13 protein-coding genes are annotated in these 18,269 nt (G+C 72.1%); 5 read left to right on the plus strand and 8 right to left on the minus strand.

Annotated features, from left to right (window positions below):
* Window positions 1-371: 371 nt before the first annotated feature.
* Together GUY59_RS40075 and GUY59_RS40080 are read right to left on the minus strand one after the other, a co-directional pair.
* Window positions 372-1,190 (minus strand): ABC transporter permease, encoded by an 819-nt coding sequence (locus tag GUY59_RS40075; RefSeq protein ID WP_138201256.1) that lies wholly within the window; start codon window positions 1,188-1,190, stop codon window positions 372-374.
* A gap of 29 nt (window positions 1,191-1,219) precedes the next feature.
* Entirely contained in the window at window positions 1,220-2,065 is an 846-nt protein-coding gene (locus tag GUY59_RS40080; RefSeq protein ID WP_132338627.1) for an ABC transporter ATP-binding protein, read from the minus strand.
* A 160-nt stretch (window positions 2,066-2,225) separates the two neighbouring features.
* On the opposite strand from GUY59_RS40080, the gene GUY59_RS40085 reads away from it, so the two are divergent.
* The 5 genes from GUY59_RS40085 to GUY59_RS40105 all read left to right on the plus strand — a co-directional run bounded on the left by GUY59_RS40085 (window position 2,226) and on the right by GUY59_RS40105 (window position 8,261).
* Window positions 2,226-2,942 carry an ABC transporter ATP-binding protein gene (locus GUY59_RS40085; protein WP_132338625.1) on the plus strand — a complete coding sequence of 239 codons (717 nt, stop codon included), beginning with the start codon at window positions 2,226-2,228 and terminating at the stop codon, window positions 2,940-2,942.
* Window positions 2,939-3,661, plus strand: a complete 723-nt coding sequence (locus tag GUY59_RS40090; RefSeq protein WP_132338622.1) for an ABC transporter permease — start codon at window positions 2,939-2,941, stop codon at window positions 3,659-3,661. The genes GUY59_RS40085 and GUY59_RS40090 overlap by 4 nt, the downstream gene beginning before the upstream one ends.
* Before the next feature lie 29 nt (window positions 3,662-3,690).
* Window positions 3,691-4,962 carry a sensor histidine kinase gene (locus GUY59_RS40095; protein WP_246064423.1) on the plus strand — a complete coding sequence of 424 codons (1,272 nt, stop codon included), beginning with the start codon at window positions 3,691-3,693 and terminating at the stop codon, window positions 4,960-4,962.
* Between the two features lie 3 nt (window positions 4,963-4,965).
* Window positions 4,966-5,601 carry a response regulator gene (locus tag GUY59_RS40100; protein ID WP_138201255.1) on the plus strand — a complete coding sequence of 212 codons (636 nt, stop codon included), beginning with the start codon at window positions 4,966-4,968 and terminating at the stop codon, window positions 5,599-5,601.
* A gap of 179 nt (window positions 5,602-5,780) precedes the next feature.
* Window positions 5,781-8,261 carry a PEP/pyruvate-binding domain-containing protein gene (locus tag GUY59_RS40105; RefSeq protein ID WP_138201254.1) on the plus strand — a complete coding sequence of 827 codons (2,481 nt, stop codon included), beginning with the start codon at window positions 5,781-5,783 and terminating at the stop codon, window positions 8,259-8,261.
* A 77-nt stretch (window positions 8,262-8,338) separates the two neighbouring features.
* Here the strand turns inward: GUY59_RS40105 and GUY59_RS40110 are convergent, their stop codons facing one another.
* The 6 genes from GUY59_RS40110 to GUY59_RS40135 all read right to left on the minus strand — a co-directional run.
* Window positions 8,339-9,313 (minus strand): methyltransferase, encoded by a 975-nt coding sequence (locus GUY59_RS40110; protein WP_138201253.1) that lies wholly within the window; start codon window positions 9,311-9,313, stop codon window positions 8,339-8,341.
* Window positions 9,314-9,323: 10 nt separating this feature from the next.
* A complete protein-coding gene (locus GUY59_RS40115) occupies window positions 9,324-10,070 on the minus strand; it encodes a thioesterase II family protein (RefSeq protein ID WP_138201252.1) in 747 nt (248 codons plus the stop codon).
* Window positions 10,067-11,101 (minus strand): Gfo/Idh/MocA family oxidoreductase, encoded by a 1,035-nt coding sequence (locus GUY59_RS40120; RefSeq protein WP_138201251.1) that lies wholly within the window; start codon window positions 11,099-11,101, stop codon window positions 10,067-10,069. Before GUY59_RS40120 ends, GUY59_RS40115 begins: the two co-directional genes overlap by 4 nt.
* Complete coding sequence (locus GUY59_RS51055; RefSeq protein WP_138201250.1) at window positions 11,098-12,162, minus strand: saccharopine dehydrogenase NADP-binding domain-containing protein; 1,065 nt, start codon at window positions 12,160-12,162, stop codon at window positions 11,098-11,100. Before GUY59_RS51055 ends, GUY59_RS40120 begins: the two co-directional genes overlap by 4 nt.
* Window positions 12,159-17,546: a non-ribosomal peptide synthetase gene (locus GUY59_RS40130; RefSeq protein WP_252374952.1), complete on the minus strand. Its 5,388-nt coding sequence runs from the start codon at window positions 17,544-17,546 to the stop codon at window positions 12,159-12,161. The genes GUY59_RS51055 and GUY59_RS40130 overlap by 4 nt, the downstream gene beginning before the upstream one ends.
* Window positions 17,543-18,269, minus strand: a 727-nt coding sequence (locus GUY59_RS40135; protein WP_161714953.1) for a non-ribosomal peptide synthetase, incomplete at its 5' end; no start/stop codon positions are given. The genes GUY59_RS40135 and GUY59_RS40130, both read right to left, overlap by 4 nt.

Here is an 18,269-nt window from a genome sequence, read left to right on the forward strand (position 1 = left end):
CCTTCGGCCCTGTCCCCGCCCTCCGCACCACGCCGCGGGAGGCCCATGGTGATGCCCCGCCACGTGCGGCGCTCCACGCTGCGTCGCGCGTGCACGGGCGTCCGGCCCGGATCTGCGGCGTCGCGTCCTCGACGCTGCGCCGGCCGTATGGTGCGGGCGGTGGGCGCACGTCGCGGAGGCGTACCGTTCCAGGGAGTTGGGCAGCAGAACGCGGCGTCGCGTCCGGTCGGGACGCCACGCCGCGGTTCAGGTGGCCGGGCATGAGGATGACGGTGGCGTCCTCAAGGACCCGCCACCGTCACCGTGACCTGTGCGTGCGCCGTGCTCCCCTCCTTCCGGGCTCAAAGTCCTGCGCAAACTTCTCCCGCCGGTCAGCTGTCCTTGGCGGTCCAGCGGAACGTCTTCATGCACAACACCAGCCCGCCGACGCACCAGGCGGCGAGCACGAGGGCGATCATGGGCAGCTGCCACGACCCGGCCGGTTCGAGCGCCGCCGCGTGCTCAGGCAGGAACACCGAGCGCATGCCCTGGGTCATCCACTTGAGCGGGAACAGGGACGCGATGAACTGCAGGAAGGCGGGCACGTCGGAGAAGGGCATGTAGACGCCGGAGATGAACTGCACGATGAGGAAGGGCAGCGTGATGATGGCGTTCGCGCCGCGCGCCGACTTCGGCAGGCTGCCGACCGCGATGCCGAGGAGGGTGCAGGCCACGCCGCCGAGGGCGAGGACCCAGGCGAGGGTCAGCCACCGGTCGAGCGTGCCGGGCACGGCCACGTCGAACAGCACCACCCCGACCACGACGAGCAGGGCCACCTCGGCGACCATGCACACGAGGACCTGGATGACCTTGCCGCCGAAATAGGCGATCCGCGGCATCGGCATGCCGTACAGGCGCTTCAGCGTCCCGTCGTGGCGCTCCAGGGCGACGTTGATGCCGAGGTTCTGGAAGGTGGTGCCCATGATGCCGGCGCCGATCATGCCGGCGGTGAGGATCTGCGCGCCGGTGACGCCGTTGAAGTCCGGCTTGCCCGACTGCATCGCGCCGAGCAGCATCAGCATGATCGCCGGGAGGGAGAAGATGACGATGAACTGGCCCTTGGTGCGGAAGAAGCTCTTGAGCTCCAGTGCACCGCGCCTGAGTGCCAGCCGGGCGGCGCTGGGCAGGGGCGCGGCGGTCGCGCCGGCCATCCGTGTCGGTGGTCTTGACAACGTGGTGGTCACGAGTGATCTCCGATTAGGCCGAGGTAGACGTCTTCGAGAGACGGACGTGTCACGGTCAGCTCGGGGATCTCCCCGTCGAACTGGCCGCTGAGCTCGGCGACGACCTGCGTGGGCGTCGCCGTCTTCACGCTGTGGTCGCCGTCGGCGGTGGTCCAGCTGACGGTCGCCATGGCCTGCGAGCGTCCTGCCAGCGTGGACGGCTCGCCCAGCGCCACGACCTTGCCCTGCACGATGACGCCGACCCGGTTGGCCAGCGCTTCGACCTCGTCCAGGTAGTGGGTGGTCAGCAGGATGGTGGTGCCCTCGTCGGCCAGCCGGGAGATCAGGCTCCAGAACTGGCGGCGGGCCTCGGGGTCGAAACCGGTGGTCGGCTCGTCCAGGAACAGCAGCTCGGGGTTGCCCAGCACGCCCAGCGCCACGTCGACCCTGCGCCGCTGGCCTCCGGACAGGTTGCGGGTGCGGGCGTCCGCCTTGCCGGTGAGCCCGACGAGTTCGATCACGTGCTCGGGGTCGCGGGGCCTCGGGTAGTAGTGGGCGTAGTGGTGGACCATCTCGCGTACGGTCATCTCGGCCGCGTCGGTGGCCGACTGCAGCACCATCCCGAGGCGGGAACGCCAGGCCCGGCCCGCCACGCCGGGGTCCTCCCCCAGCACGCTGACCTCGCCGGCGTCTCGCCGGCGATGGCCTTCCAGGATCTCAACAGTGGTCGTCTTGCCTGCGCCGTTGGGGCCGAGGAGCGCGAACACCTCGCCACGGGCGATATCCAGGTCAACGCCGTCGATGGCGACCACGTCGCCGTATCGCTTGCGCAGCTCACGCACGCGCACCGCTGTATCGCTCATGCATTCAGAGTTGGGGATCAGCGACGCGTACGACACCCCTAATCGGCGTTTCACCTGGTCGGAAAGCCAATCCGCAGGTCGGACCCGGAATCGGGCGGCTGACCCCCTATCAACCGTTCGGGGGATGTCGCACACCGCGGATCCCGATGATTCTTTAAACATGACAGTCATCGAAATCGAGGGCATGAGTAAAAGCTACAAAGGCCGCCACGTTCTGACTGATGTATCCCTGCAGGTCGAGCAGGGCGAGATCTTCGGCATCGCCGGCCCCAACGGCGCCGGCAAGACCACCACCGTGGAGTGCATGTCGGGCCTGCGCGAGCGGGACGGCGGCGTCCTGCGGGTGCTGGGCCTCGACCCGCAGCGTGACCGCCGCGAGCTGCTCCCCCGCATCGGCGTGCAGCTCCAGGAGGCCGCGCTGCCTGACGCGCTCAAGGTGGGCGAGGCGCTGAAGATGTACGCGTCCTTCTACGACAAGCCCGCCGACTGGCGCAAGCTCATGGACGAGTGGGGGCTGGCCGACCGGCAGCGTTCCAGTTTCGCGAGCCTGTCGGGCGGCTGGAAGCAGCGCCTGTTCATCGCGCTGGCCCTGGTCGGCAACCCGGAGGTCGTCTTCCTCGACGAGCTGACCACCGGACTCGACCCGTCCGCCCGCCGCATGACGTGGGGCCTGGTCCGCGAGGTGCGCGACCGCGGTGTGACCGTCGTGCTGGTCACCCACTTCATGGACGAGGCCCAGGCGCTGTGCGACCGCATGGCGATCATCGACCAGGGCCGCGTCATCACCCACGGCACCCCGGGTGAGCTGATCACCCAGGGCCGTACCGAATCGCTCGAGGACGCGTACTTCGCGCTGACGGGAGGGCAGGCGGCATGAAAGGCATCACGCAGGTCGTCGCGGTCGAACTCAAGCTGATCATCAGAGACCCGATGTCGGCGTTCTTCGCGCTGGCCTTCCCCACGATCATGATCTGGGTCAAGCTGCGCAGCGGCAAGCCCCTTCCCGGCGGGCTGCCGTCGGTCGACGCCAACGTGCCGATGCTGAGCATCTTCGTCATCGGGCTGGCCACGCTGGTCATCCTGCCGGCCACGCTGGCGCAGTACCGTGAGCGCCGGGTACTGAAGCGGCTGCTCGCCACCCCCGCCTCCCCCGGCATGCTGTTCGGCGCCCAGTGGATCGCCCACATGCTGATGGCCCTTCTCGGCACGGCGCTGCTCATCGCCATCGGCGCCATCGGCTACGACCTGTCCGCCCCGGCCAACCCGGGCATCGTGGTCCTGGCGTGGGTCCTCGGCGCGCTGAGCCTCAGCGGCATCGGCTTCCTGCTCGGCGCCGTCGTCCCTTCCGGCCGCACCGCGACCGTGCTCGGGCTGAGCGTGTTCTTCCCGATGGTGTTCATCTCCGGCGCCGTGATCCCCCGCGAGTCGATGAGCGGCTCGATGCGGGCCATCGGCGACATGCTGCCCATGGCGCCTGCCGTGCAGACGATCCGCAACGGCTGGGAGGGCCACGCCGCCTCTCCCGTGGCGATGCTGGTCATGGTGGGCATCTGCCTGGTCACCGCCGGTGTCGCGGTCAAGGCGTTCCGGTGGTAAGCAGCGCCCGCCGTGAAGGGTCGGGATCGGTGGTCACCTCCACCGGACCCGGCCTTTCGCGTTGGGACCGGGTGTGGCCCGCGCTGCCCTACCTGTTCATCCTGCTGCCCGCCGGCTTCTCGCTCGCGCAGAACTGGCGGCTGGAGACGCTGGTGCTGGCGTCGTTCGCGATGGCCTGGCACTGGTTCCTGATCGGCGTGCACCCCGAATGGACCAGGCACCCGGTGGTGGCGGTCGTCTACTTCGTCATCCTGCTCGCCGCCATCGGAGCGCTGGTCAGCATCGACTCGGTGTTCACGGTGACCGGCCCGGCGGCGTTCATCCAGTCGTTCAGGCTGCTGCCCCGGTGGTGGGCCTACGGAGGGGTGGCCGCGACGGCCGGCGTGCTGGTCTCCATGCGGCCGGAGGCCGGGCGCAGTCCCGGCGAGATGTTGTTCTCCTTCCTGATCGCGGCGTTGATCGCCTCGGCGATCGGGCTGGTCATCCAGACCATCTCCGACCAGAACGAGAGCCGCAAGGTGATGATCGAGCAGTTGCGGGAGACCGGCGCCAAGCTGGCCGCGCTCGCGGAGGAGAACGCGAGCCTGCAGGCCCGGCTGCTGACGCAGGCCCGCGAGGCGGGGGTGCTGGGCGAGCGGCAGCGCATGGCCAGGGAGATCCACGACACGATCGCGCAGGGACTGACCGCCATCGTCACGCAGATCGAGGCCGCCGAGGAGGCGATCGACGACACGCCGGCCGCGCTCGCCCGCCTCGACACCGTACGCACGCTGGCCAGGGAGAACCTCAACGAGGCCCGCAGGTCCGTGCAGGCGTTGCGCCCGGCGCCGCTGGCCGGCTCGCAGTTGCCCGCCGCCGTGCGGGACGTCGCCGACAGGTGGTCGGAGACGACCGGCGTGACCGCCTCCCTGTCGGTCAACGGCGACGCCCGGCCGCTGCACGCCGAGGTGGAGATCACGCTGCTGCGGGTGGCGCAGGAGGCGCTGGCCAATGTCGCCAAGCACGCTTCGGCCGGACGAGTTGCTCTCACCCTGTCGTACATGGAAGATGTCGTGGTGCTGGATGTACGCGACGACGGAGCCGGATTCGTCCCCGGGCCGGCCGACATCTCCTCGAACGCGCCCGCCTCCGAGGCAGGCGGCTTCGGGCTCATCGCGATGCGCCAGCGCGTGACCAGGCTGGCCGGCGACTTCGAGATCGAGTCGGCGCCCGGCGAGGGCACCGGCATCTCGGCGACCGTGCCGGCCATCCCCGCCGACGCCGTGTCCGGACCGTCCGACCGCCTCAGAGACGCCGGGTGACCCATGCCGATTCGCCTGATCATCGTGGACGACCATCCGGTCGTCCGCGACGGACTGCGGGGGATCTTCACCGACGACGAGTTCGAGGTCGTCGGCGAGGCGGGCGACGGTTTCGAGGCGCTGGCGGTGGTCCAGCGCACCAACCCCGACGTCGTGCTCACCGACCTGCGCATGCCGAAGATGAACGGCGCCGAGCTCATCCGCCGGCTGCGTGAGCAGTCGCCCGGCGTCCGCGTGCTCGTGCTGACCACGTTCGACAACGACGTGGACGTGCTGCCCGCCATCGAGGAGGGCGCGACCGGCTATCTGCTCAAGGACACCCCGCGCGCCGAGCTGCGCAGCGCGGTGCAGGCCGCGGCGCGCGGCGAGACGGTGTTGTCGCCGTCGGTGGCGGGCGTGCTGACGCAGAAGATCCGCGCGCCGCAGCAGCAGATGCTCAGCCGCCGCGAGCTCGAGGTCCTGTCGCTCATCTCCCGGGGCGCGACCAACCGCGACGTCGCCAGGAGGTTGTTCATCACCGAGGCCACCGTGAAGACGCACCTGCTGCACATCTTCGCCAAGCTCGAGGTGAACGACCGCGCCGCCGCCGTCGCCGCCGCCTATGAGACCGGCCTGCTCAGGCCCGGTGCCGACGGCTGATTAAGGGCGCCTAGGGGTGGGCCGCCCACCGGTCATTTCGTACCGTTGAAGAGGCGGCCGTTCCCTCTTTTCCCTTTTCTCAGCGATGAGTCAGGTAATGGGTCAGAGCCTGACCTTCGGGTTTTCCTTTCCCTGACTTGTGTCTTCGGCCTGCCGCCGAATCGGAATGGAGATCGCGTATGAACACGCTTGCCCTGGCTGATCCGAAGGCCGAACTCGACATCGTCGGCGGAAAAGGCGCATCGCTCGCCCGCCTCGCCAGGGCGGGCCTGCCGGTGCCGGCGGGCTTCCACGTCACCACCGGCGCCTACCGCGCGTTCGTGGCCGGCCACGGCCTGCGCGACGCCGTGCTCACCGGCGACGCCGAGCAGATCCAGGCGTTGTTCGCGGCCCGCGAGCTGCCGCCGGAGATCGCCGGCGACATCCTGGCCGCGTATGCCGAGCTGGGTGACGAGCCGGCGGTCGCGGTGCGGTCGTCGGCGACCGCTGAGGACCTGCCGGGCATGTCGTTCGCCGGCCAGCAGGACAGCTATCTCAACATCCGCGGCTCAGCGCAACTCCTCGACGCGGTCAGACGTTGCTGGGCCTCCCTGTGGACCGACCGGGCCATCGCCTACCGCGACCGCCACGGCATCGCGCGCGACGAGGTGGCCATCGCCGTCGTCGTGCAGGAGCTCGTACCGGCCGACGCCGCCGGGGTGCTGTTCACCGAGGACCGCGACCGGCTGACCATCAACGCCGCCTGGGGCCTGGGCGAGGCGGTCGTCGGCGGCCTGGTGACGCCCGACACGATCATGCTCGACCGGGCCGGGCGCACGGTCGTCGACGAGACGATCGCCTCCAAGACCGTCATGACCGTGCGCACGCCCGAAGGCACCCGCGAGGACCCCGTCCCGCCGGGGCTGCGCGACGAGCCCGTGCTCACCTGGACCCAGGCCGAGCAGCTGGCCGAGCTGGGGATGACGATCGAGGAGCTGTACGACCGCCCGATGGACGTCGAATGGGCGCTGCACGACGGGCGCCCCCACATCCTCCAGGCGCGGCCGATCACCGGCAGGCGCGAGGAGTGGAACGACTCGCTCAAGGGCGACTACCTGTGGAGCAACGGCAACCTGGGCGAGGCCGTCCCCAGCGTCATGACGCCGTGCACCTGGTCGCTCGTGCAGGCGTTCATCGCCGAGATCATGGTCACCGGCGACCTCGGCGGCCACCCGATGTGCGGCAACATCGGCGGCCGCGTCTACATGAACATGAGCGTGAACGCCTCGCTCGGCAAGGCCCTCGGCATCACCAAGAAGATCGAGGCCACCCAGGAGCCGATCTACGGCAGGGTGCCGGAAGGTGTCGAGACGCCGCTGCTGCCGATGACGCGCTGGCAGACCCTCAGGGCGGCCAGGCCCATGCTGGGCGGACGCCGCGAGATCCAGAAGCTCGTGGAGCACATCCCGGCCTACATCGCGGACGCGGAGCGGCGTACGGAGGAGATCCGCGCCGCGATCGCCGTCAGCGACGACCTGGCCGCGCTGTGGGAGAGCGACGTCGAACCGAGATTCACCCAGTGCAACCGCATGCTCGCCGCCGCGGCCCGCCAGGACGCCGGCTCGCTCATCTACCTCGGCGCCCAGCTGGCCGAGCTGGTCGGTGAGGCCGACGCGACCGTGCTGATGTCCGGCATCCAGTCGGGAGAGGGCCGGCTGGAGAGCCTCGGCCCGCTGCTCGGCCTGGCCCGGCTCAAGCGGGGCGAGATGACCCGCGACGAGTACGTCCGCGCGTACGGCCACCGTTGCCCCGACGAGTTCGAGATCTCGGTGGCCCGGCCCGTGGAGGACCCGGCGTGGCTCGACGACCAGCTCGCCGGGCTCACCGTCGACCCGTCCGAGCTGCTCGACCGCCAGATCGAGGCGAGCGAGGCCGCCTGGCGGCGTTTCCGCGAACGCCATCCGAGGAAGGCCGAGAAGTTCCGGCGCAGGATCGACCGGTGGGAGGCCATCGTGCGCTCCCGTGAGGAGACCCGGTCGGAGATGATGCGGGGCTTCTGGATGGTGCGCGACTTCGTGGTGCGGGCCGGTGAGGTGACCGGGCACGGCGACGACCTGTTCTTCCTGACCATGGACGAGATCATCGACGTGCTGCGCGGCTCCGGCCGGCCGCTGACGCGGGTGGCGGGACGGCGGGCGGCGTACGAGCTGTACCGGTCGCTGCCGCCCTACCCCGGCATCATCCGCGGCCGGTTCGAGCCGGAGCGGTGGGCCGCCGATCCGGGCCGCCGCGGCGACGTGTTCGACGCCGCCGCCACGGTGGTGCCCCCGTCGCAGAGCATCAGCGGCTTCCCCGGAGCGTCCGGCGTGGTCGAGGGCACCGCCCGGGTGCTCACTTCCGTGGCGGACGGCGACCGGCTGGGCGAGGGCGAGATCCTCGTGACGACCGTGACGAACGTGGGCTGGACGCTGCTCTTCCCGCGTGCCGCCGCGGTGGTCACCGACGTCGGGGCGCCGCTGTCGCACGCCGCGATCGTCGCGCGTGAGCTGGGCATCCCCGCCGTCGTCGGCACCAGGAACGCCACCATGCTGCTGCGGGACGGCGACCGGATCCGCGTCGACGGGAGCGCCGGCACCGTCGAGGTGATCCGGGAGCGAGCGGGCGAGCTCGTGATGAGCTGAACGTCGGGGGACGTGCCAAGGCGCCGGGCTCAACGGGGAGCCCGGCGCCTTTCGTACGTTCTCGTCGTGGCGGGTTCTCAGCGGGTCGCGGTGAGCATCCGCATCCCGAGCGGCAGGTCGATCAACCGGCCGGGGGTCAGGTCCGCGTCCTCCAGCAGCGCGCGATACTCCTCCTCGGTGCGCTCCCGCCCTCCCGTCATCACCATCATGTGCAGGTCGAAGGCGAGCGGCACGTACGAGCCGCGGCCGACGACGCGCTCGATGATCAGCAGCTCGGCGCCGGGCTGCATCGCCTTGGCGCAGTTGCCCAGCAGGGCGGCGCAGCGTTCGTCGTCCCAGTCGTGCAGAATGCGCGAGAGCACGTAGACGTCGCCTCCCTCGGGGAGGCACGAGAACAGGTCGCCCCCGGTCAGCTCGCACCTGTCCAGCACGCCCATCCGCGCCAGGTGCTCCGGCGCGGCGGCGACCACCTCGGGCAGGTCGAACAGCACGCCTGTGGCCTCGGGATTGCTCTGCAGGACCGTGCCCAGCAGCGCGCCCGTGCCGCCGGCGAGGTCGACCACGCGGCGCGGCCCGGAGAAGTCGTACGCCTCGGGCACCCCGCGGAAGAAGGACGCGCCCGCCGCCATGCCCGCGTTGAACACCGACGCCTTGGCGGGATCGGCGGCCAGGTGCGCGAAGATGGGCTCGCCGTGGACGTGTTCGAACGCCGACTCGCCGGTGCGTACGGCCTGGTCCAGGCCGTTCCATGCGGCGGCGAAGGAGTCCTCGCCGTAGAGGGCGGCGAGCGGGCCCAGGTCGTCGCGGCGCAGCCGCGCCCCCATCGGGGTCAGCCCGTACGCGCCGTCGTCGCCGCCGTCGGCCAGTCCCACCCCTTCCAGCAGGCGGAGCAGGCGATGCATGGCCCCGGGATGCGCGCCGACCTCGTCGGCGACCTCGGCGGGGGTCAGGCGGCGCCCGTCGAGGGCGTCCACGACCCCGAGCCGGACGGCGACGAAGGTCGCCTGCGCCACCCATCCTCCGGTGAGGATGCGCATCAGCTCTTGGTCCATCTTGTCCTTCCTAGGGGGTCAGGGACGCCCAGGCCGACGTGACCGCGCGCGGCAACTCCGCGATCACGTCGTCCTGGCGTGGCACGAGGTAGAAGTGGTCGCCGTCGAGCACGCGAACGGTGCAGCCGGCCCTGGTCAGGTCGCCCCACCGCGCCGCCTGCTCGGCGGTGACCTCGGGGTCGTCGTCGCCGAGCAGGGCGGTGACGGGGCAGGCGAGCACGCCTCCGGGGCGATGCCGGTAGGTCTCGTCGAGCCGGTAGTCGTTGCGGATGGCGGGCAACGCCAGCTCGCGGATGTCGGGGTCGGCCATCAGCTCGGGCTCGACGCCGCCGAGGCCGATGATCTCGCCGATCAGCTCGTCGTCGGAGCCCGCGTGCGTGTCACTGTGGCGGTGCTCGTGAGGGGGGTGCCGACCGGAGGCGTACAGGTGTGTCACGCCGCGGCCCCTGGCCTCCAGCGTGCGCGCCACCTCGTACGCGATCAGCGCTCCCATGCTGTGCCCGAACAGCGCGACCGGCCGGTCGAGCAGCGGAGCCATCGCGTCGGCGACGCGCTCGGCCAGGTGGTATGCGTCGTCGACGAACGGGTCGGCGCGGCGGTCGCCCCGCCCCGGGTACTGCACGGCTCGCACCTCGACGGAGTGCGGCGCCGCCGCGTGCCAGCCTCGGTAGAAGCTCGCCGAGCCGCCGGCGTGGGGGAAGCAGAACAGCCGTAACGACGCGTACGGCCTGGGCTGGTAGCAGTGGAACCAGTTCATGCGAACTCCGTCGCGGACAGGGGTCGGGGTGCCGTCTGGACCAGCAGCTCGGGCCGGCCGATCGCCGCGGTGGCGTCCTGCCACAGGCGGCTGAGCGTCAGGTGGTACTGGCCCTGGCGCAGCGGGTCGCGGCCGTCCTCGGCGGCCTCGCGCAGCGCGGTCAGCGCACGGCGCACGCCGTCGGGCCAGAGCCTGGTGACGATGTCGGCGAACGTCGGCGCCTGCGCCGGCCCGATCGTGGTGGCGCTCGGCAGGCTCAGGTGCTCGGCTCCGGTGTCGAAGCGGTCGTCGGCGTCGCGCCCGACGTACATCCGCGGGGTCCACACGACCGGGCCGTGCGTGTTGACCAGGGTCAGGTTGCCGCCCTCCGTGCCCACCGTGATGCGGTGCAGCAGGTGGAGGTGGGCGTCGGGGTCGTTGGGCGCGATCTGGTTCTGCACCCGGAGGGTGAGGGGCACTCCTCCGACCGTACCCGTGACGCAGGAGAAGGGCGTGCCGGGGGCCGTGGCGGTGAACGTCCAGGGGCGCAGGCCGCCCATGGCCTGGCCGAGGATGTCGAACAGGGCGTAGGCCACGTGCACGCTGCAGGCGGCGTCGACGTAGAGCGGCTGCTGGAGCTCGCGCAGGCGGCGGGCGGCGTCGATGAATCGGCGCACGGGGTCCAGGTGCACGTAGAGGGTGTTGACGTGGTGCACCGCGGACGCGGCCCTGGCCGTGCGCAGGGTGCGGGCCAGCTCGTCGGCGTGGACGGGGTGTTCCTGGAGCACGTGCACGCCCCGGGACAGCAGAGCCGCGGCCAGCTCGCTGCCCTCGCCGCCGACGACGCCCGACCGTACGACCACGCAGGCCAGGTCCGCGAGCCGCGGCACCCGGTCGGGGTCGGTGACCAGCGGGACGCCGTGCTCCCTGGCGTACGCGGCGGACCTGTCGCTGCCGCGGGCCAGGATGCCGGTGAGTTCGAAGGGGCCGTCGCGCATGGCCGACAGGTAGATCTGGCCGAACTTCGTCCCGCACACCACGACTCGTTTCACAGCGCGCCCTCCTCGAACGCCGGCGCGGCCAGGTCGATGGGGGCGACCGCGTCCGTGATCTCCGCCGTCGCCACGCCCTCCAGGTCCGCCAGCACCCTGGCCGGGTCGAGCACGGCGTCGGCGTGGTGCAGCCCGGCCGGTACGTCGCCCGCCAGCACCGCCCGCGCGGCGTGCGCGGTGACGGCGGCGGTCAGCGCGTACGAGTCCGCGGTGCGTACGACCAGGGTGCTCGTGCCATGCGCACCGGTCAACTGAAAAAGCAGCACATAGTACGGTGTGCGCCCCGCCAGTTCGAGCTCGGCGACCCGGGCCAGCTCGGCGGCCGACGTCGCGGTGCTCGCGCCGGCGAGGACCCTGTCGCCGGTCATGACGTTGTACCAGCGGGCCTCGGCCAGTCCCAGCTCGGCGGCGACCCGTTCCGCCTCGACGCTCAGGTAGGGGTAGGCGGTGACGGGTCCGGGGAAATAGGGCAGCTCGACGTCGTGGGCGGGGGTGAGGGCACGCGCGACCTTGCCGCCGTCCCGCCACCCGGCCAGCGCCGCGCCCTGCTCCTCCTGACCGGCGAGCAGGAAGTCCCCCGCCGCCGCCGGAGTGAGCCGGTCCAGCCCTCCGGTGTAGACGTCGAGCCTTTCCGCCGGGCCGCCGTGCGGGGAAGCGAGCGCGGCGAGGTGACGGGCCAGCAGGCCGGTGAGGCCGGGGAGCATCCCGGCGGAGATCACCCCGGTACGGCCCCCCGTGGCCGACAGCGCCGCGGCGTCGCCCGCGGCGTCCACGTAGTCCGCCCCCGCGGCGAAGGCGGCCCGTGCCACCCGGTCCCGCAGCAGGTACGACGGTCCCGCGCAGTTGACGACGATCCGACAGCCCCGGCAGAAGCGGGCGAGCCCGTCCGGGTCGAAGGCGTCCACCTGCCACGCCTCGCCGTCGCCGTCCAGCGCGTCGACGACGAACTTCCGCGCCGCCGCACCGTCGCGCCCGCCTATCCGCACGTTCCCGGCGCGGCCGGTGAGGAGGAGGGCGGTGGTGGCGCCGACCGTGCCGTAGCCGCCGAGCACGCCGATCACGGCGTCCCCCCGGTGATCAGTTGGGCGACTCCGGCGGCGTGGCCCTGGTCGAGGCAGGTGAAGTGGTCGCCCTCGACGTCGCGCACGACGAGCCGTCCGAGGCAGAGGTCCTGCCAGAACTCCGTCATGTCGTCCTGGAGGGTCGGTACGAGGTTGGTGACGCCGCTCTGGCGCAGGAACGTGATGTCGCCCGCGTACGGCTCGGGGTCGTAGTGGGTGACGGCGGTGAAGCTCTGCCTGAAGACCCGGTAGGCGAGGTCGACGCGCTCGGGCGGGTGGTCGAGGCCGCGGGCGACGGCGGCGAGGCGGTCGGCGGGCGGAGTGGCGGACAGCGCGGCGAAGCGGCTGCCGATCGCGGCGAGGCCGGGGTCGGCGGAGGAGGCGAGCGCCGCGATGGCGCCCTCGCCGACGTGTCCTGGCGAGGTGTCCAGCACGGCCCGCAGGGCGCGGGCCAGGTCCTCCCCGGGGTAGCCGAGCGTGGCGGGGTCGAGCCCGCACGCCTGGGCGAAGCCGTACTCGAGCATGAGCCGGTCGCTGATCCGGTAGGGGAAGCGGGAGCTGCTGATGACGGTGAGCTCGTCGACGGTGGCGCCGGCCTCGGTGAGCCGCCTGGCGACCTCGGTGGCGATCAGCCCGCCCATGCAGTAGCCGATGATGTGGTAGCCGGGTGCGTCCTCCTTGAGCAGCACCTGCGCGTACGCTCCGGCCAGCGACTCCACGGCTGCGGCGGGGTCGAGCTCCAAGTAGTGTCCGGCGTCGTTGATCACGAGGCCGAGCAGGGGCCCGCCGGACAGCTCGGGGGTGAGCGCCCGGTAGGGGGTGAGGGTGCCGGTGCCGTCGTGGAGCAGCACCCGCACCGGGCCCTGCCCGCCGGCCAGGCGGACGAGCGGGCTGACCTGCGTCCTCGACAGGCCGCGGTCGCGGTCGTCGCGGGCCTGGCGGAGGTGGGCGGCGAGCGCGGCGACGGTGGGCTGGTTGACGAGCTGGCGGACGAGGCTGTCCCAGTAGAAGTTGTGCGCTTCCGGCAGTTCCTCGCGTACGCGGCCGGCCAGCCGGGTCACCAGCAGGGAGTCGCCGCCGAGCGCGAAGAAGTCCTGATCCCTGCCGACCTGCTGGAGGCCGAGGAGTTCGGCCCAGAGAGCGGCGAGCCGCCGTTCGAGGTCGTCGCGCGGCTCCTCACCCGCGGGTGTGCTCTCACCGGCCGTACGGGGCAGCAGGGACCGCAGCCCCGCCCGGTCGATCTTGCCGTTGTCCGTGAGCGGCAGTTCGTCGACCACCTGCACGTGAGACGGGATCATGTAGTCGGGCAGCCGCTCACCGAGGAACGCCCGCAGGTCCGCGAGGTCGATGTGCTCCCGGTCGGCGGGGAAGCGGGCGGCGAACACGCACTGTCCCAGCGACGCCAGCGCATCGCCGGGGCCCGGTAGGCAGGCCATGGTGGTGGCGCCGGCGGCGGCGAGCAGGTCGAGCCACTCCTCGCGGGCGACGAACGTGCGGTCGCGGCCCTGCCGTACGTCGGCGTAGTCGTGCGGGTTCATCAGGAACTCCATCGAGCTCATGATCTGCACGTGCTCGCGGGTCGTCTCGATGAACACCAGCCATCCGCCCGGCGCCAGCAGCTCGCGGAACCTGGCGAGCACGGCGGCGGCGTCGTGCGAGTTGTGCAGCACGTTGGCGCAGAGGATGACGTCGAAGGAGTTGGGCTCGTACCCCTGGGCGCGGTAGTCGGCGTTGATGTCGAACAGGCCGTAGCGCACCCATGGGTGCTCGGCGAAGCGTTCGGCGGCCTGGCCGAGGAAGAACCGCGACAGGTCGGTGAAGAGGTATTCGACGTGGTGCCCGGAGAGTTCGGGGATGAGTTCGGCGCTGGTGCCGCCGACGCCCGCCCCGGCCTCGAGGACCCGCAGCGGCCCGCCCGTGTGCCGCTCGGCGACGCGGCCGATGACGGCGCGCACGATGCGGTTGACGTACCTGCTGAGCACGTTGTCCTTGTAGGCGCCCTCGGCGGTCTCCATCTCGCCTTCGGGGAACAGCAGTTCGCGGGCGTCGAGCTCGCCGCGCATCAGCTCGGGCAGGTGCGTGGTGCTGACGCGCAGGAACCCGATGAGCTCGGCGCCGTAGTCGAGCCCTTCCGCGAGGGTTTCGACGCGGCGCCACAGCGGTTCGAGCGCGGCGGGTTCGCGCAGGTCGTGGTAGCGGCCGTCGTCGTCGCGGCGGATGCGGCCGCGCTCGTGCAGCGCGGCGAGCCAGCGCCGGACCAGCCGGTGGTGGCCGGGCGCGACCCGGGCGGTCTCCAGGATCTCCGCCAGGTCGTGTACGGCGTCGCCGGCGAACAGCCCGGCCGCGCGCAACGCCCCCGCCATCGAGGTGAGCGCGATCTCGTCGAGCGTCTCGGCGACCGCCACCACGCGCTCCAGGTCGACGCCGTCGAGTGCGGCGTGGGCTGCCGCCTCGGCCGCGGCGGCGACGCCGGGCTCGTCGCCGCCGTCCTCTTCCTTCCGTACGGCCTGCGCGAAGCCGACGAGACGGCGTTCGAGCGCCCGGTCGCCATCGACGATCACGGTGCCGGCGGCGACCGCCGGGTGCGCCTGCAGCGCGGTCTCCACCTCGGCCAGCTCGATGCGGTGACCGCGGATCTTGACCTGGGAGTCCTCCCTGCCGAGGAACTCGATGGTGCCGTCGGGTCGGTAGCGGCCCAGGTCACCGGTGCGGTAGAGACGTTCGCCCGCGTGGCGGACGAACCGTTCGGCCGTCCTGGCCTCGTCGCCGAGGTAGCCCATGGCCACGCCCGCGCCGCCGATGTACAGCTCTCCCGGCACCCAGTCGGGGCTGGGCCGCATGCGGGAGTCGAGCACGTGGAAGGTCTGGTTGGCCAGCGGCCTGCCGTACGGGACGCTCACCCAGCCGGGCAGCGGGTCGCCGATGGGATGGTGGATGGACCAGATGGCGGCCTCGGTGGCGCCGCCCAGGCTGATCACGTCGAGGCCGGGCAGGCGGCGGCGGATCTGGCCGGGCAGCGCGACGGGCACCCAGTCGCCGGACACCATGGCCAGCCGCAGCGCGGGCAGCCCGGCCGTGGGCTCGGCGTCCAGGTAGTGCTGGAGCATCTGGAGCTGCGCGGGCACGGAGTTCCACAGGGTGACCTCGTGCCGGGCGGCGAGATCGGCCCAGTGGGCGGGGTCCCCTCTGCGCGCCGGGTCGGGCAGCACCAGCGCGCCGCCGGTGGCGAGCGGCCCGAAGACGTCGTAGACGGACAGATCGAAGCCGAGGTTGGCGAGGCCGAGCACGCGGTCGTCCTGGCCGACGCCGAAGCGGGCGTTGATGTCGTCGATGGTGTTGCGGGCGGCCTGGTGGCTGATCATCACGCCTTTGGGCACGCCGGTGGAGCCGGAGGTGTAGATGACGTACGCGAGGTCGCCGGGCCGCCGCGGGACCTCGGGCGGCGCCGTACCGGTGGCCGGCAGGGTGTCCACGGGGATCCAGCCGTCCTGCGCGCGCCACGACTGGGTGAGCACCAGGCGGGCGGAGGCGTCGGCGAGGATGCGGTCGCGCCTGGCGGGCGGCTGGCCGGTGTCGACGGGCAGGTACGCGCCGCCGGCCATGAGGGTGCCGAGCACGGCCACGACCTGCTCGGCGCCCTTGTCCATGACGACGGCCACGATCTGCCCGGGTTCGTGGCCGGCCGCGCGGAGCGTGCAGGCCACGGCCGTCGCGCGGGCGAGCAGGTCGCCGTACGTGAGCGAGCCCTGGGGGGTGACGACGGCGGTGCGGCCGGGTGTGCGGCGGGCCTGGGCCACCACCTGGTCGTGCAGCAGCCCGTCGGGGAGCGGCGCGGCGGTGGCGTTGGCCTCGGCGCGGCAGCGGGCCTGGGCGGCGGGCAGGCCGACGGGCGACATGGAGGCCCACGCCTCCTCCGCCGCCAGATCGTCGAGGAGCGCGGTGAAGGCGGCGAACATGTCGTCCACGAGCCCGTCGGGGAAGACGCCCGCGCGCACGTCCCAGTTGACGAGCAGCGCGCCGCGGTGCTCCTTGACCTGGCAGTCGATCCACACCTGGGGCGTCTGGCTGATGCCGTACTCGGGGCTGCCGTGCTCGGCCTCGTCCTGGCCGAGGCCAATGGCGCTGGTGAACACCACCGGCATCAGCGCGGCGTCGCGGCCCCGCCTCCTGGCCAGCTCGCGCATGACCTCGATGCCGCCGCAGCGGCGGTGCTCCATGTCGGCGAACAGTTGCTCGCCGATGGCGCGGGCACGGTCGCCGAACGGCCGGTCGGGCGTGGTGTCGACGGCGAGCAGGTTGAGCGTCGTGAAGTCGCCCACCACCTGGTCGATCGACGGGTGCAGGGGCGGGCGGTCGAGCAGCGTCAGGTTGAGCGTGAAGGCGGGCCTGCGGCTCCACCGCCCGATGACCTCGGCGTAGGCGGCCAGCACGGCCTGCGACGGCGTGGTGCCCGCCGCCGACGCCCTGGCGCGCAGCCCGGCCCACCGGTCCGGCTCCACCCGGCTCTCCCAGCGCTGGAACCTCGCCTCCGCCTGCTGGTCGAGCGCGGGCAGCTCGGGCGCCGGGGGCAGGTCGTCGAAGCGGGCCCACCAGTAGGCGCGGTCGCGGTCGTACCGGCCGCTCTCGCGCTGGGCGCGCAGGGCCAGCACGCAGTCGCGGAAGCCGACGGGGACGGGCGGCAGGTCGGCGCCCGGGTCCTCGTGCAGGCGGTGCAACTCGGCCAGCAGCAGCTGGATGCTGACGTAGTCGGCGATGAGCAGGTCGATCGAGGCGTGCAGGAGTGCGCCGCGGTCGGTGAGCGAGACCCGCAACTCGAACAGGGGCCAGCTGCCCGCCGGGTAGAGGGTGTGCGCCATCTCGTCGCGGATGGCGGCCAGCCGTTCCTCCGGGTCGGTGCCGCGCAGGTCGCTCACCCGCACCTCGTAGGCGGGCACCTCGGCCAGCACCTGCTGGTGGCCGTCGGGGTGGATGACGGCGCGAAGCATGTCGTGCCGTTCGACCAGCGTGCGCCACGCCGCCTGGACCCGCTCGGGGTCGAGTTCGGGGAAGGCCACCTCGACGTAACCGTGGCAGGCGACGCCGCCGTAGCCGAAGGCGTCGTTGCGGCCGAGCAGGTACGCCTGCTGCACGTCGGTGAGGGGGAAGGGGTCGAGGCGGTGTCCCGGGTCGGGGCGCACGGTCTCGGCCTCGGCCTCGCGGCGCAGGTGGGCGAGGATCTGGGGCTTGGCACCGAGCAACGCGGCGCGGCGTTCCTCGGTCAGCGCTCCCTTGGGGGCGCGGAAGCGCAGGCCCCCGCCGTCCTCCCACAGCCGGATTCCCGCCGCTTCCATGTCGGCGATCAGGTCTCGTACGGTCGGCTCTGGTGCGAGCGGTGCCTGGGTCACAGCACGCCCTCCTCTTCGGTGTCGTCCGTCGTCAGGCCGATCGCCTCGGCGCAGTCCGCGATGGTGGGAGTGGTGAAGAAGCGGCGCAGGGACAGCTCGGCACCGAGCCTGCGGCGTACGATCTCGGCGAAGCGGGTGGCGAGCAGCGAGTCGCCGCCGAGGGCGAAGAAGCTCCGGCCGCGACCTGGTGGCGGGATCTCCAGCAGTTCGGCCCACAGGTCGGCGAGCTGCTGCTCCACGCCCGGGCGTGGGGGGTCGTCGCCGTCCTGCGGTGGCTCGGGTTCTGTGGCGAGCGCGGATCGGTCGATCTTGCCGTTGGCGGTCAGGGGTAACTCGTCCAGCGCGGTGATCGACGGCGGGATGGCGTACGCCGGCAGCCGGTCTGCCAGGAACGAGCGCAGCTCGCCCTGGTCGACCCCGCCCGGGGTGACGAACGCGGCCAACCGGCGCTGCCTCCGATCCCCCACCGCGACCGCCACCGCACGCCCCACGCCGGAAAACCCCTCCAGCGCGGCCTCCACCTCGCCCAACTCGATCCGATGCCCACGGATCTTCACCTGATGATCGGCCCGGCCCAGGAACTCCAGCGTGCCGTCCGGCCAGTACCGGCCCAAGTCCCCCGTCCGGTACCAGCGACCACCCGCGCTCTCCACGAACTTGGCCGCCGTGGCCTCCGAATCACCCCGATACCCGACCGCGACCCCCGCACCGCCGATCCACAAC

The organism is Nonomuraea sp. K271 (assembly GCF_009908215.1).
GTDB classification, from domain to species: domain Bacteria; phylum Actinomycetota; class Actinomycetes; order Streptosporangiales; family Streptosporangiaceae; genus Nonomuraea; species Nonomuraea longispora.

Coding starts and splice junctions, on each gene's coding strand:
- GUY59_RS40075 (WP_138201256.1), bottom strand. CDS start 1,190: ATGGCCGGCGCGACCGCCGCGCCCCTGCCCAGCGCCGCCCGGCTGGCA.
- GUY59_RS40080 (WP_132338627.1), bottom strand. CDS start 2,065: ATGAGCGATACAGCGGTGCGCGTGCGTGAGCTGCGCAAGCGATACGGC.
- GUY59_RS40085 (WP_132338625.1), top strand. CDS start 2,226: ATGACAGTCATCGAAATCGAGGGCATGAGTAAAAGCTACAAAGGCCGC.
- GUY59_RS40090 (WP_132338622.1), top strand. CDS start 2,939: ATGAAAGGCATCACGCAGGTCGTCGCGGTCGAACTCAAGCTGATCATC.
- GUY59_RS40100 (WP_138201255.1), top strand. CDS start 4,966: ATGCCGATTCGCCTGATCATCGTGGACGACCATCCGGTCGTCCGCGAC.
- GUY59_RS40105 (WP_138201254.1), top strand. CDS start 5,781: ATGAACACGCTTGCCCTGGCTGATCCGAAGGCCGAACTCGACATCGTC.
- GUY59_RS40110 (WP_138201253.1), bottom strand. CDS start 9,313: ATGGACCAAGAGCTGATGCGCATCCTCACCGGAGGATGGGTGGCGCAG.
- GUY59_RS40115 (WP_138201252.1), bottom strand. CDS start 10,070: ATGAACTGGTTCCACTGCTACCAGCCCAGGCCGTACGCGTCGTTACGG.